This is a genomic window from Epilithonimonas hispanica (assembly GCF_003385395.1).
Lineage (GTDB): Bacteria > Bacteroidota > Bacteroidia > Flavobacteriales > Weeksellaceae > Epilithonimonas > Epilithonimonas hispanica.
On record NZ_QNUG01000003.1, the window covers coordinates 118997 to 134237 of the forward strand.

General features: G+C 33.8%; 15 protein-coding genes. 9 read left to right on the forward strand and 6 right to left on the reverse strand.

The features are described 5' to 3' along the window. The first annotated feature begins 13 nt into the window (after positions 1-13). The 7 genes from ribD to rny all read left to right on the forward strand — a co-directional run bounded on the left by ribD (position 14) and on the right by rny (position 5973). The gene (gene ribD, locus DRF58_RS02015) at positions 14-1066 is read left to right on the forward strand and encodes a bifunctional diaminohydroxyphosphoribosylaminopyrimidine deaminase/5-amino-6-(5-phosphoribosylamino)uracil reductase RibD (protein ID WP_116032231.1); all 1053 of its coding nucleotides are present in this window, start codon (positions 14-16) and stop codon (positions 1064-1066) included. Between the two features lie 53 nt (positions 1067-1119). Then, entirely contained in the window at positions 1120-1695 is a 576-nt protein-coding gene (locus tag DRF58_RS02020) for a hypothetical protein (protein ID WP_116032232.1), read from the forward strand. A gap of 62 nt (positions 1696-1757) precedes the next feature. Next, positions 1758-2483: a bifunctional demethylmenaquinone methyltransferase/2-methoxy-6-polyprenyl-1,4-benzoquinol methylase UbiE gene (gene ubiE, locus DRF58_RS02025; protein ID WP_116032234.1), complete on the forward strand. Its 726-nt coding sequence runs from the start codon at positions 1758-1760 to the stop codon at positions 2481-2483. A gap of 1 nt (position 2484) precedes the next feature. Further along, complete coding sequence (porT, locus tag DRF58_RS02030) at positions 2485-3285, forward strand: type IX secretion/gliding motility protein PorT/SprT (RefSeq protein ID WP_116032235.1); 801 nt, start codon at positions 2485-2487, stop codon at positions 3283-3285. A gap of 214 nt (positions 3286-3499) precedes the next feature. Beyond that, a complete protein-coding gene (locus DRF58_RS02035; protein WP_116032237.1) occupies positions 3500-3802 on the forward strand; it encodes a hypothetical protein in 303 nt (100 codons plus the stop codon). 2 nt (positions 3803-3804) lie between these two features. After that, positions 3805-4092, forward strand: a complete 288-nt coding sequence (locus DRF58_RS02040) for a cell division protein ZapA (RefSeq protein ID WP_116032239.1) — start codon at positions 3805-3807, stop codon at positions 4090-4092. Positions 4093-4401: 309 nt separating this feature from the next. After that, positions 4402-5973 carry a ribonuclease Y gene (gene rny, locus DRF58_RS02045; RefSeq protein ID WP_116032240.1) on the forward strand — a complete coding sequence of 524 codons (1572 nt, stop codon included), beginning with the start codon at positions 4402-4404 and terminating at the stop codon, positions 5971-5973. Positions 5974-6267: 294 nt separating this feature from the next. Here rny and ggt read toward each other — a convergent pair whose 3' ends face one another. From ggt to DRF58_RS02065, 4 genes are all read right to left on the reverse strand, one after another. Then, positions 6268-7953, reverse strand: a complete 1686-nt coding sequence (gene ggt, locus DRF58_RS02050; RefSeq protein WP_116032243.1) for a gamma-glutamyltransferase — start codon at positions 7951-7953, stop codon at positions 6268-6270. A 5-nt stretch (positions 7954-7958) separates the two neighbouring features. Continuing rightward, the gene (locus tag DRF58_RS02055) at positions 7959-8519 is read right to left on the reverse strand and encodes a pentapeptide repeat-containing protein (protein WP_157966696.1); all 561 of its coding nucleotides are present in this window, start codon (positions 8517-8519) and stop codon (positions 7959-7961) included. 164 nt (positions 8520-8683) lie between these two features. Then, entirely contained in the window at positions 8684-9607 is a 924-nt protein-coding gene (locus DRF58_RS02060) for a bestrophin family protein (RefSeq protein WP_116032248.1), read from the reverse strand. A gap of 160 nt (positions 9608-9767) precedes the next feature. Further along, a complete protein-coding gene (locus DRF58_RS02065) occupies positions 9768-10310 on the reverse strand; it encodes a hypothetical protein (RefSeq protein ID WP_123902345.1) in 543 nt (180 codons plus the stop codon). A gap of 166 nt (positions 10311-10476) precedes the next feature. Here DRF58_RS02065 and DRF58_RS02070 point away from each other — a divergent pair, with 166 nt between their 5' ends. Together DRF58_RS02070 and DRF58_RS02075 are read left to right on the forward strand one after the other, a co-directional pair. Beyond that, complete coding sequence (locus DRF58_RS02070; protein WP_116032253.1) at positions 10477-11778, forward strand: glycosyltransferase family 4 protein; 1302 nt, start codon at positions 10477-10479, stop codon at positions 11776-11778. 122 nt (positions 11779-11900) lie between these two features. After that, a complete protein-coding gene (locus DRF58_RS02075; protein ID WP_116032255.1) occupies positions 11901-12137 on the forward strand; it encodes a YtxH domain-containing protein in 237 nt (78 codons plus the stop codon). Between the two features lie 40 nt (positions 12138-12177). Here the strand turns inward: DRF58_RS02075 and DRF58_RS02080 are convergent, their stop codons facing one another. Together DRF58_RS02080 and rpsA are read right to left on the reverse strand one after the other, a co-directional pair. Beyond that, on the reverse strand, positions 12178-13164 hold the full coding sequence (locus DRF58_RS02080; RefSeq protein WP_116032257.1) for an EamA family transporter: 987 nt from the start codon (positions 13162-13164) through the stop codon (positions 12178-12180). 245 nt (positions 13165-13409) lie between these two features. Next, positions 13410-15209 (reverse strand): 30S ribosomal protein S1, encoded by a 1800-nt coding sequence (rpsA, locus tag DRF58_RS02085; protein WP_116032260.1) that lies wholly within the window; start codon positions 15207-15209, stop codon positions 13410-13412. Positions 15210-15241: the final 32 nt, after the last annotated feature.

Here is a 15241-nt window from a genome sequence, read left to right on the forward strand (position 1 = left end):
AGTTAAATTTCAGATGTTAGAAGTTAGAAATGATGATGAGTTTTACATCCAACGTTGCATAGAACTTGCAGAAAAAGCTCTGGGAAAAACTTATCCCAATCCTTTGGTTGGATCCGTTATCGTTCACAATGACAGAATTATTGGCGAAGGCTTTCACAAAAAAGCAGGCGAACCACACGCAGAAATCAATGCAATTAATTCTATAAAAGATGAAGACAAACATCTGATTCCAGAATCTACAATCTATGTTTCATTGGAACCTTGTGCTCACTTTGGAAAAACACCGCCTTGCGCTCTTAAAATTAAAGAATTGGGATTCAAAAAAGTGGTAATTGGTGCAATGGACAGCCACGACAAAGTGAATGGAAAAGGTAAAAAAATCATTACTGATGCAGGAATCGAAGTTGTTTCAAGTGTTTTAGAAAATGATTGTAGAAAACTCAACAAACGATTTTTCACTTATCACGAGAGAAAAAGACCTTTCATTATTTTGAAATGGGCACAATCTACTGATGGTTTTATGGATAAAGATTTCAAACCTATTCAAATCAGCAACTCGCTTTCTAAGCAGTTTGTTCATCAGATGAGAAGTGAAGAACACTCTATTTTGATTGGAAAAAACACAGCACTTCACGACAATCCAAGTTTAACCGTAAGAGAAATTGAAGGACGAAATCCTATTAGAATTTTGATTGATTTCAATTTGGAAGTTTCTCAGGATTCTAATATTCATAATGATGAAGCAGAAACAATTATTTTTAATTCGGTTAAAAACTTCGAAGATAAAAATTTGAAACTCATCAAAGTAGAAAGAGAAAATTCATTGAATCAAATTTTAGAAAAATTGTACGAATTGCAAATTCAATCTGTAATCATCGAGGGAGGAAGATTTACATTGCAAGAATTCATCAATCAAAATCTTTGGGATGAAGCTCTAATTTTCAAAAATCCCAATTTGAATTTGGAAAACGGAACCAAAGCTCCGGAATTCAATTTCAATCCTAAAAAAACAGAAAATCTACGAGATACAGAAGTTTTATTTTTCAGTAACACGAGTCTTGATTAATATCAGAAACTTAGCTCAGAAAAAATCCGTAAATTCGCACCTTTAATCATTCTATGAAAAATCTAAGCGCATCTGTTAAAGGTTTGATTTTTTCTTTGTTGGCAATGGGATTTGCTTTTGCGATTTACTTTTTGTTTTTGGCAAAACCGAATTATTATTTGGTGGATAATCCTACGCCGGAAACTTATTATTTTAAAATCAATAATGGCGGAGAAAACATTCTTTCTGCAGGACAGTATTTGAAAGTTGACCTTAATAAAGGGAAAAATAAGATTCAAGTTTTTGATCAGAACAAGAAAATAATTTATGATTCTGCTTTCACTGTAGAAAAAGTGAGAGGTTTAATTAATATTACGAATAAGGATTATTACATCAACAATCAATATTACGGATATGGATTGAACAAAGATTCTCTGATGGCTACAAAACCAGGAATTGAGATTGATAAAAAGCAATATCTGGGCGATGTAAAGAAAACAAACAAGCTCTACATCGAAGATTTCTATTATAATCTGGACGAAGAATATGATCGTGTCATCAAGAATGTTGCGAAAGTTGAAAGTCGTACAAAAATCTTCAGAAAGCAGGATTTCATCAATTATTACAACAACTACTATAATTTTAAGTAGATTAAATTATAAAAATCAAATGGTTAATTATAATCATTTACCAATCATCATTTAATAAAAAAATGGAACATAACAACGTAACACCATACAACACAGAATACAGCAAAAAAAGTCAGGTAGAAGATATGTTTGACAATATTGCGCCAAAATATGATCTTTTGAATCACGTTCTGTCTATGAAAATAGATGTGCTTTGGAGAAACAAATTGGTGAATATGCTAAAACAAGACCAACCAAAATTGGTTTTGGATGTTGCTACAGGAACTGGAGATCTTGCTATCAATGTTCAAAAAGGAACTAATGCTGATGTTGTAGGTTTGGATCTTTCTCAGCAAATGCTGAACGTTGGAATCGAAAAAATCAGAAAACAAAACCTAGACGGGAAAATCTCTATGCAGAAAGGCGATGCTGAACAACTTCCGTTTGAAGACAATAAATTTGATGGTGTTACCGTTGCATTTGGAGTAAGAAATTTTGAAAATCTTGAAAAAGGATTATCAGAACTAAGAAGAGTTGTGAAAGAAAACAAAAGTATTTATATCTTAGAGTTTTCAAAAGTAGAAGGTTTTCTTGGACCATTGTATATGTTTTATTTTAAAAACATTTTACCAGCAATTGGACGTTTGGTTTCCAAAGACAACCGTGCTTACACATATCTTCCTGATTCTGTGAACGCTTTCCCTTTTGGAGAAAAAATGAAAACCATACTTTTGAACACAGGTTTCAAAAAAGTAGAATATAAAAAACTAAGCTTAGGAATAGCCACAATATACAAAGCAACGAAATAGAATGAAGCAACGATTTATCAAGATTTTAGCATTTGGAATTCTTTTGAGCAGTAATCTACAAGCTCAGACTTTCAACAATCTTTTCAGAACGAAAGATAGACAAGATAATCTGGAAGATTTTGATCTCAAAAAATTCAGTTATGGATTTTATCTAGCTGCTAACAATTTTGATTACAAAATGGTTATGAATCCTATTTTTGGGATGGATGGTAATCAAAATCTTGTAGAATCTAAATCCACTTACAGTTTCGGAGCTGGATTAATTGGAAAAATGAGACTCAATGAGTTTCTTGATCTAAGAATAGAACCAGGCTTACATTTTGTCCAAAGAGATTTGACTTTCAACACCTTTGAACATAACAGTCAATATTCTGGAGGTACCAATTATAATTTACCATTTGATCCAATCACAAATCCAAGTGATGAGCAAATTAACAAAGTTGTAAAATCCACATACATTGATATCCCAATTTTGTTGGAGGTACATGGTGACCGCTGGTACAACTCTCGTCCGTATGCTGCGGCAGGGATCAATTATTTGGTTAATTTACAATCCAATCAAACATCGACTTCGGACAATCTTCTGAACACTTTCCGCTCTACAACACACAATTTTGGCTGGAGTGCAGAGATTGGAATCCAGTTGTATTTTAGTAGATTTAAGCTAACACCAGCCATCAGAGGAACTTTCTTCACCAATAACGAGTTGGTTTCGGATAATGCCACAACACAACCTTATTGGACACCGGCAATTTCTACATTGCAATCCAGAGCCTTTATGCTGGTTCTTAAATTTGAATAAAAATAAACTGAGCTTCTTAGAAAGCTCTTTTTTTATATTACTACGCTCTTAAAACAATCATAATCTATCGTTCTGAATTATTAACACGATTTAATTTAAAGTTAAAGCATTATAAATCAAACAAAAACAAGTTACATTTAATAAAAGAAGAATAAGCTGTTAATTCATGATTATTTTTTCCTATTTTTGTAAAAGTTAGAATTTAATTCTGGTTATGTTAAGCGAATTAGAAAACAATTTTTCTGTTTTGGAAAAAAAGATTCTTAATCTTTACAAGAGATTCAAGAACCTTTCGGAGAAACATGCAGAGACAACTCAGGAGCTAGAAAAATTGCGAGAGGACTATGTAGAGGAAAAACGCAGAAACCAGATCTTAGTAGAAGAAAACAAAGAATTAAAACTTTATTCAGCAATATCTGGAAACGCCGAACATAACCGACTGATGAAAAATCATATCAACAGATTGGTAAAAGAGATAGACATGTGCGTTTCTGAATTACAAAACACCGGTTTATAATTATGGATTTTAGAAGAATAACCATCAATATCGCCGGAAGAAATTATCCACTGAATGTACCAGCAGCCGAGGAAGAAACCCTTAGAAAAGTTGGTAAGCAGATAGAAAATATGATAAAGGACTTCGAATCTAGTTTTGATGTAAGAGACAAACAAGATGCATTGGCAATGTGTGTGTTGAAACTGGGAACCAATGCAGAAGTTTATTCTTTAAACAATGAAAAAAATATTAAAAATACAAACGAGCGTGTTGCTAAAATCAACGCACTCTTAGATCAATTGGAAAAGTAATTTTTCAAGTTTTTAAGCTACCTACAATAGTTCTAACACAAAGAAGTAAACTCAACAATTAAAAATTACCGGACGAAAGTTCATTTGATGGCGTGCTGCCTCGCGCAGATTACAGAGAATGAAAATCAGTTCAAATCGTGTTTTTATGGAGTTTACTCTATAACTGAACTGTTGTAGGTTTTTTTATGAAATAAGATGAAAAGTAAAAAGGGAAAAATGTATAATGAAATGTGATGATTACATTTTACTTTTGACATCAAAATTTAAACAAAAAAAGGAGACAATTAAAACTCAATATATATAAATTTTATGGAAACAATTACCATTATTATCGGGGTTGTTGCACTTATTATCGGAGCTGTTGCTGGACTTTTCTTCGGAAAAAGTTCTCTTAATTCTAAGGCTCAATTTGTGATAGAAGATGCAAAGAAAACTTCCGAAAACATTATAGAAAAAGCCAATGTTCAAGCAGAAGCTATAAAAAAGGAAAAACACCTACAAGCTAAAGAAAAATTTTTGGAACTAAAGTCTCAACACGATTCTGATATCCAATCTCGTGAGAGAAAAATGCAGGAAGCTGAGAAACGTACCAAAGATAAAGAGCATAAGCTGAATGACGAGCTTAGCAAAGCTGGAAAATTAGAAAAGGACCTTGAAAGACAAGTTTCTGAATACAATAAGAAACTAGAAGTTGTTCAGAAAAAACAACACGATCTAGAAGTTGCAATGGCTCAAAAAGTAGAAATATTGGAAAAAATCTCCAACTATTCTGCAGAAGAAGCGAAGAACGAATTGGTAGAATCTTTGAAAGCTGAAGCTAAAACAAAAGCGTCTGCACACGTTCAAAGCATTATGGAAGAGGCGCAAATGAACGCTAAAAACGAAGCTAGAAAAATCATCATTCAAACCATTCAAAGAATTGGTACTGAGCAGGCGGTTGAAAACTCTGTTTCTGTATTTAATATCGAGTCTGATGAAATCAAAGGTAGAATCATCGGTCGCGAGGGTAGAAACATCCGTGCTTTGGAAGCAGCGACAGGTGTAGAAATTATTGTAGATGATACACCGGAAGCTATTCTTTTATCTTGTTTCGATCCTGTAAGAAGAGAGATTGCAAGATTATCTCTTCACAGATTGGTAACGGATGGTAGAATCCACCCAGCTAGAATCGAAGAAGTGGTTGAAAAAACTAGAAAACAAATCGAGGAAGAAATCATCGAAGTTGGTAAAAGAACCATCATCGATCTTGGAATCCACGGTCTTCACCCAGAATTGGTAAAAGTAGTTGGTAGAATGAAATTCCGTTCTTCTTACGGTCAAAACTTGTTACAACACTCCAGAGAAGTTGCAAATATCGCAGCAACAATGGCTGCAGAATTAGGATTGAATGTAAAACTAGCTAAAAGAGCAGGTTTATTACATGATATTGGAAAAGTTCCAGAGCAAGAGTCTGAACTTCCTCACGCACTTCTTGGGATGCAATGGGCTGAGAAATATGGTGAAAATGCAGAAGTAATCAATGCCATTGGAGCCCACCACGACGAGATCGAAATGACTTCTCTCCTATCTCCTATTATCCAAGTTGCTGATGCTATTTCAGGGGCTAGACCGGGAGCAAGAAGACAAGTTCTAGAATCTTATATCCAAAGATTGAAAGATCTAGAAGCGGCAGCTTTAAGCTTTGAAGGTGTTTCCAGCGCTTATGCTATCCAAGCTGGTAGAGAACTGAGAGTGATGGTAGAAAGCGGTAAAGTGAACGACGAAAACGCTTATCAATTATCTTACGACATCTCTGAAAAAATCCAGAATGAGTTAACTTATCCTGGCCAAGTAAGAGTGACTGTGATTAGAGAAACAAGAGCTGTGAATATCGCAAGATAATCCAGATTTTGAATAAATATTAAAAGGCTTCCAGATTTGGAAGCCTTTGCTTTTTATATTTAATATCAGAAAAGTCGTTTGGTTACAAAACCTTCGTTTTTAAACCAAAGTAAAAGTCATTTGGTTACAAAACGACCGTTTTGTGACTTCCGTCGAAGTTGTTTTGTTACCAAACCCTCGTTTTTAAACCAAAGTAAAAGTCATTTGGTTACAAAACTATAGATTTGTAACCTTCGGAGAAGTTATTTAGATTCCCAAACTAATTGATGAGTATTTCATCAATTAATCTGAGGATTACTCCACCGCTACAGAATCATCTCCTCTGCCATCTGCAACAGCATGGATATTTTGATTATCATCAACGAGAATGATTTCTGTCTTACCGATTTGTTTGATTTTTTCGAATTTATAATTCTTTTTCTCAAGAGCTTTTATGGTTGTTTCTGGGAAATTATATTCTACTTTCACCACTTCTGGCAACCATTGATGATGAAACTTCGGTGTGTTGATAGAGAAATTAGCGTTTTGTTTAAAATCAATCACTCCAACAATCGCCTGAAAAACCGAAGTCGGAATCGTAGTTCCTCCAGGTGTTCCAACTACCATTTTTACTTTGTCATCTTTCAAAACTATTGTTGGTGTCATAGAGGACAACATTCTTTTTCCTGGTTCTATTTTGTTCGCTTCTCCACCAACTGCACCAAACATATTTGGAACACCTGGTTTTATAGAGAAATCGTCCATTTCATTATTCAGGAAAAATCCAGCTCCGGAAACGACAGTTTTGCTTCCGTAATAACCATTAAGTGTCGTGGTAATAGAAACTGCATTTCCAAATTTATCCAAAATTGAAATGTGCGTAGTTTGCGTACTTTCTTTTGGTTGATTGATGATTTCTCCAACATCTTTACTTAGTGTTGCCAAGTTTGGATTGTAAGATTTCCAACGGTTTTTCAAATAGTCATCAGAAATCAACATTTGAGTTTTATCTTCGGTAAAATCTGGATCGCCCATATATTCTGCTCTATCAGCGTAGGCTCTTCTCTCTGCTTCCACCATAATCTGAACCGCTTCAGCAGAGTTTTGTTGATATTTTGACAAGTCTTCGTAAGAAGCCATTTTCAACATCTGAGCGAGCAAAGTTCCTCCACTAGAAGGCATTGGCATCGATACAATTTCGTTGCCTTTGTAATCAAAAGACAGGGCTTTTCTTTCCTTAGTTTTATAATTTTTAAGGTCTTTTGCTTGGATAATTCCATTTCCGAGTTTCATCTCGGCAAGAATTAATTCAGCAGTTTTGCCTTCATAAAATTCTTTTTCTCCAGACTTTTGGATTCGTTTCAATGTTTCTGCCAACTCAGGCTGAATCAACAAATCACCAGCTTTCCAACCTTTGTCATTAATAAAAACAATGTTGTTTTTGTTATGTTTCTTAAAATCATCTTGATGACGATTCAATAAATCAGCTTCTTGTTCTGTAATTGCAAAACCCTTTTGCGCTAAATCTATCGCAGGTTCTATCAATTTTGAAAATGGCAATTTCGCATATTTCATAGTTTCGAACATCCCAGAGATACTTCCAGGAACACCAACTGCCAATCGTCCATATTGTGACAAATCTGTATTGGCATTTCCTTTTTTATCCCAATACATATCGAAACTTGCTTTGGAAGGCGCCGTTTCACGATAATCTAAAGCCAACTTTTTCCCATCAGAAGTTACAGCAACCATAAATCCACCACCACCAATATTACCGGCCTGAGGATAAACAACTGCCAAAGCCAATTGTGTTGCAATCGCAGCATCAAAAGCATTTCCGCCTTCTTTCATAATCTTAGAACCTGCTTCACTCGCCAAAGGATGCGCAGAAACCACAACGCCCTTGTTCTTAACTTTGACTTCTTTGATGAGATTGAAGTCTGTATATTGCGCAGAAACCGTGATTGATAAAAGGAAACTTGCGTATAGTATTTTTTTCATATTCGTTATTCTATAATTATATTAAGTCCGTCTAACAATCCTGAAAGATTATCTCTTGAGAATTTTGCTTTTATCAATTGATTTTGATTGGGATTAATGGAAAAATGAATGGCATTTCTGAAATCAGCATTATCCAAAATCGTTCTATCAAAAACAGCATTGGTCAAATTGGACTCTGTAAAAACTGAATTCGAAAGATTAGCTTCTGTAAAATCGGTTTCGTTTAAACTGCAATTTTTGAACATTGTTTTTCTAATATCCAATTGATAAAACGAAGAATGATTCATCAAACAATCTTCAAATCTAAAAGAAATATTGAATTGATGAGCATCGTCGAAATTAATCCCAATCAGTTTACAATTTTTGAAAACAACATTCCGAAAAGCGGTTTGATTGATTTTGACATTACTGAAATCACAATCTTTGAAATCGCAATCGGAAAATTTGTAATCTGACAAATCCTGATTGGCGAAATTACATTCTGTAAAAACACAATTATCATAATCCGCCTTTGGGACTTTGGTTGTATCGAGTTTCGTAAATTTTTGTTCGGAGAAATAGTCCATTAAAGTTAAATTTAATAATAATTGATATTCTATTTGAAAATTAATAAAACCACATAGGCACATAGAAAAATAAAATACTCTCTAAATAAAAGATAAAATAGAAATATTAGAATTACTATTTACATTCTATTTTCAAAAAAACTATGTGTCTATGTGGTCATAAATTAATCTAAAAAATAAGTATTCGATTTTTCTAAGTCTGGCTGAGGAATTTCCGCCTGTTCAAAAATGGAAAACTGAATCGTTTTGCAAAGACTGTTAAGCGCCAAATCATTTTCTTCCTCATCAAACGGGTCTTGAATCTCTTGAATCACCGCATCCAAAGCAATAAATGTGTAACTGATAAACAAAACGATAATCGGCGTCATCCAGCCAATCGCATCTACCAAACCAAATGGTAACCAAAAACAATACAGATAAACCGTTCTGTGAAGCAAAACGCTGTAAGCAAAAGGCAAAGGCGTGTTCGCAATTCTCTCGCAACCGCCAACAATTTGTGACATTAGATTCAGTTGATTATCGATTGCTGAAAGAACAATTGTGTCGATTTTTTGATTTTGATTCTGAGAGTTAATCCACTCTCCCATCAAATCTAAAATAATAATCGGTTTAAATTTTTTATCTTTTATTTTTTCAAAATTCTCTTCAGAAAGTAATTCTCTCAGTTTTTCATTGTTTTCTTTATTTCTTAATTGAAAATTCAGCGCCCAACAAAATGCAGAAATCATTTTTACGAATTCCTGTTTTTTTGTTTTTGAATCTGGAGAATTGTCATTAATCAAAGTCAAAACCTGACGTGTTAAAGACCTTGTTTCTATAACCAAAGCTCCCCAAAGTTTGCGTCCTTCCCAAAATCTGTCATAACTCGCAGAATTACAAAATCCCATAAAAATGGCCAAAGACAAGCCCAACAATGTAAAAATCGCAGGATTGAGATGGACTTTGAAATCGTAAATAAAACCTTTGAAATAAAATACAATTACCGAAAACAAAGTAATAATCAGCAATTGCGGAATAATCTTTCGCAGAACAGAACCTTTCCAAATGAAAAGCATTAAAAACCAGTTGGTTCTTTGTCTAACAATCATAATAAAACTGAGTTGAGAAATGCTTATTTTTCAATCTCTCAAAAAAACAGATAAATTTACTGAATGTTCCGTTGAAGCAAAAATTCTGAAGCCAGAAATTTCAAGACTATAAAAAATTAAAGTCTCAGTTTTATAATCGAGACTTTTATTTAATTTTAAATTATCTGTGTCCTTTATGACCTTTTTTATGCGGATTTCCGTGGCCTTTTACTTTTCCAAATTTCTGATGTTTGGGTGAATTATGATATTTTTCCGAGACCATTTTCTTGTGAACATATCTAGGATTTGAATTAAAGTGATTAACCTTAACAACATTCCTTGGCGGTTTGTGCTTATTATTATTTACAACTATGTGATTCCCTCTGTATTTCGCATATTGTTTGTAATGAACCTTATGTCTTTTGTATGGATATCTATCAACCAAGACCACTTTGTGAGTTTTATAAAAATTGACGTGACGATATCTAACCGGTAACGCGGTTGAATGAATCCATCTGTTTCCAGAAAAATAGTAATATCTGCGTTGTGGAACGTTGTAGTAGATATCATATTCTGGCAAATAGTAAGATTCTACATAGTTGTAACCTCTAGGTCCCCAATCCGGCTGACTATTGATATTAATATTGACGTTAACCTGCGCTTTAAAAAGTCCTGAGGTAAAACTCACAGAAAATAACACCAGCAATAACATTAACCTTTTCATATTCAAATATTTTTCAAGAATAATTCTTAACAAACATAATACCATAGATTTTAAACAATTAGAAATCAATTACTACAGAAATTATATTATTTAAAAAATCATTTTGAAATCGCTTTAAAAACAAATAAATTTACAGAACAGTTCTGAGCATTCAGAAAGTTTGAAAATGGAGAAATCGAAAAAAGTTTTAATAGTTACTTATTATTGGCCACCAGCTGGCGGACCCGGCGTTCAACGTTGGTTAAAATTTGCAAAATATCTGCCAGAATTTGGTTGGGAACCGATTATTTACACACCCGAAAACCCGAGTTATCCTTTGGTGGATGAGACTTTGATAAAGGAAGTTCCTGAGAATTTGAAAATTGTTAAAACCAATATTTGGGAACCTTATCAGTTGGCGGAGAAATTCAGTAAGAGTAATAAAAAATTCAAAGGCGGACAGTTTGATGTTGGGAAAAACCAGTCCTTGATGTCGAAGCTATCGATTTTCATCAGAGGAAATTTTTTTATTCCTGATGCTAGAAAATTTTGGGTAAAGCCTTCCATTCTATTTCTGAAACAATATCTGAAAGAAAATAATATTGATGTTCTCGTTACAACTGGTCCACCTCATAGTTTACACCTTATTGGACTTGGATTAAAAAAAGAATTACTCAATCTAAAATGGATTGCTGACTTCCGCGACCCGTGGACAGAAATCTCTTATTACAAACATCTGAAATTAACTTCAGGCTCGGATAAAAAACATAAACAATTAGAGAAATCGATTTTTGAAAATGCTGATTTGACCTTAGCAACAAGTTATACAGATGCTGAGAATTTTAGGAAAAATGGAGCGAATGCTTTTTGTGTGACAAATGGATTTGATAAAGAAAACACTTCGACTCCGCTTAGTATGACAGATGGAAAAGTAAAATTCACGTTGAGTTATGTTGGAGTTCTGGAACAATTGCGAAATCCTGAGAATCTTTGGAAAGCTTTAGAAAATTTATGTAAAACTAATTCTGATTTTTCTAAAGATTTTGAATTGAAGTTTGTAGGAAGAATTGATGATAAAATATTGAATGAAATTAAGAGTTCGATTTTAAAAAATAACATTAGAAACTTGGGTTATCTTGCCCACAATGATTCTGTGAATGAAATGCAAAATTCCGATTTATTATTAATCACCAATTTCCCTAATGAAACATCAAAAGGCATTATCCCCGGGAAACTGTTTGAATATTTGGCTACAGGAAAACAGATTATTTCGTTTGGACCAAAAGATGCAGATGTGGAAACGATTCTTGATAAAACCAAAGCTGGGAAACATTTTGATTATTCGGAAATTAAAGAAATTGAGAATTATATCCTTTCGCTTTATGAAAATTGGAAATCTGGAACATCGATTCATAATGAAGCCAACATTAATGAATTCAGTAGAAAAGAATTAACGAAAAAACTGTCTGAATTACTAAATAAAATTTGATTTATTCATCAAATTTCAAAGACTTCTTAAAAAGAACTTAAAATTAACATCTAATATATTGTTGGCACAAATTTTTCTACTAACTTTAATAATCAATTAATTAATCACAAAAATTTACAAAAATGGGAAATAAAACAAATGGCCTATTGGCATTGTTAGGATTGGGAGCATTGGCTTGGTGGAAATACAAAAAATCTTCTCCAGAAGATCAACAAAAAGTGAAAGACACCATCAATAATGCAAAGGATAATCTGACGAAGTTTGGCAACGACTTGAAAGATAAAGCAACTCAAACAGCTGAGCAACTGAAAGCAAAAGCTGAAGAACTGAAAAATGATGCTCAGCAAGCTTCAGAATAAATAAAAAAACCGCTTCATTAAATGAGGCGGTTTTATTTTTTTAGTGATAAGAAGCGATCGCTTCTTGATTATCATTTTTGGATGGTAAATTCATCAAAACAATAGCGAATAATATCAACAAAATTCCAAACCATTGAACAGGAATCACTTCTTCTCCCAATAGCATAAAAGCCATCGTAACAGAAACCGGAAGTTCCAATGAGGAGATGATACTTCCCAATCCCAAACCTGCTTTCGGGAAACCTATATTAAATAAAATCGGAGGAATAATAGTTCCAAACAGCGCTAATACAAATCCGTAAGTCCAGAAAATTGAATAATCAAATGGGCGGATATGCTCTGTATTGTCTGTAAAGTTGAGATAAAAAGATTTCAACCCGTCAGAATACATTGGTCCAATCTGAGCAAAAAACAAAAACAAAAGAACCACTACAGCTCCTCCAGAAAGCATCGTCATACTTTTCCTCAAAACAGGTAAATGTGTCGCCAATGTATTAGATGTAAACATCGTCATTGTAAATGATGCTGCAGCTAGAAGCCCCCAGAATATCCCGTGCCAATCGATTTTCACTTGCATATTGATTAGGTTGGTTGCTAAAATAGTTCCTGTTAAAACAATCAATACAGCTATTATTTTTCTAGCGTTCGGAAATTTTCTGGCAATGAAACTTTCTACAACAACACTGAACCAAACCGATTGCATCAACAAAACAATTGCTATAGAAACATTGATATATTGAACAGCGATATAATAGAACAAACTGGTAAATCCCATAGAAGTTCCTGCCAACATCAACATTCTGATTTCTTTTGGACTTGGTTTTGACAATTGTTTTTTTGTGGTTTTTGTTTGGATTAAATTCAGGATTAATAATCCTATAAATCCTAATACAAATTGCGCCGTTGTAACTTCAGAAGTTGTAAATCCATCTTTGTAAGACATCTTCACAAATGTTGCCAGCATCCCATAAATACTAGCTCCAATTCCGACAAATAAAACGCCTTTCAATATATTTTTCTTTTCCATAATTTTTTAGAGAGCCGGCGAAAATACGATATATTTTTTTTAATTAAATATGTGTAGAATCTATCTAAAAAGGAAAATTGATAATTTATTCGTAGAGAAATATTCATATTAAAATCTAAAATAAAATACATGTTACAATTCATTGATATTAAAACATTTCTGGACAATAAAATATGATTTATAGATATAAAAAACCGCCCTGTTAAAAACAAGGCGGTTTCTATTATTTGAAAAATAAATAAGGATTATTTACCTTCTTCCATTTTTCTTTTCAATTCTGCTAATGCATCGATATCTCCAAGTGTAGATCTTTCTTCGTTGTTAGAAGAAGATGCAACATTGCTAGATCTGTTGTTGTTAGATTCTCTTACATTCTTTTTCTCTTCGTCTCTGAAGATACCTGTGTGAGAAACTACTACTCTTTTGAATTCTTTGTTGAATTCAATCACTTTGAATTGAGCTTCTTCTCCTTTTTTGATTTTAGATCCGTCTTCCTTCTCTAATAATCTTGATGGGCAGAACGCTTCAACCTCAGCATCTTCGAATTGTACAGAAGCACCTTTATCGTGTACTTCTACAGCTTTACCAGCGTGTACAGTTCCTTCAGCATATTTAGTTTCGAATTTATCCCAAGGATTCTCAGTCAATTGCTTGTGACCTAGAGACAATCTTCTTGCTTGAGTATCCAATTCTAATACTACAACATCTAGTTTATCTCCAACGTTGCAGAATTCAGATGGGTGCTTGATTTTCTTAGTCCAAGAAAGATCAGATATGTAGATCAATCCATCGATTCCTTCTTCCAATTCTACGAAAACTCCAAAGTTTGTGAAGTTTCTTACAGTTCCAACGTGTTGAGAACCTACTGGATATTTAGCTTCGATATTTTCCCAAGGATCTTTGTTCAATTGCTTGATACCTAGAGATATTTTTCTATCTTCTCTATCCAAAGTAAGAACTTCTGCTTCTACTTCATCACCAACTTTTACGAAATCTCCAGCACTTCTCAAGTGAGTTGACCAAGACATTTCAGAAACGTGGATCAAACCTTCTACACCTGGAGCAATTTCTACAAACGCACCATAGTCAGCAAGAACTACTACTTTTCCTTTTACTTTATCTCCAACTTTAAGGTCAGCAGAAAGAGCATCCCAAGGATGAGCTTCTAATTGCTTCATACCCAATTGGATTCTAGTTTTCTCATCATCAAAATCAAGGATAACCACTTTTACAGTTTGTCCGTCTTCCAAGATTTCAGATGGATGATTAACTCTAGACCAAGAAAGATCCGTAATGTGGATCAATCCGTCAACACCTCCAAGATCTACGAATACACCGTAAGAAGTAATATTCTTAACAGTACCTTCAAGAACTTGACCTTTTTCTAATTGACCGATGATCTCTCTTTTCTGACCTTCAAGATCTGCTTCGATCAACGCTTTGTGAGATACAACTACGTTTTTGAACTCAGGGTTGATTTTCACAACTTTGAACTCCATAGTTTTTCCTACAAACTGATCGTAATCTTTGATTGGCTTCACGTCGATTTGAGAACCTGGCAAGAATGCTTCGATTCCGTGTACGTCAACGATCATACCACCTTTAGTTCTAGATTTTACAAAACCGTTTACGATTTCTCCAGTTTCGTGAAGTTCGTTTACTCTATCCCAAGCCTTCAATGTTCTAGCTTTTCTGTGAGATAATTGTAATTGTCCAGTTTTGTCCTCTCTTCTGTCAACCATTACTTCAACTTCATCGCCTACTTTAAGACCTTGGTTATAACGGAATTCGTTAAGAGAAATAACACCTTCAGATTTGAAGTTGATATCTACGATAGCTTCTTTATCAGTCAATCTTACAACTTTACCAACGATTACATCGTTATCTGTAAGATCGTTAAGAGAACCGTTATAGATTTCTTCCAATTCTTTCTTCTCGTTTCTGTCTTCTGCGTTAAGACCTGACTCGAAAGAATCCCAATCAAATTGTTCTGGTGCTACGTTTTGGTTCAAAAGAACCTCTGCTGAATTTGTCTCTTTTGACATTTTCTAAAAAATTTGTATTCCTAATTTATTCA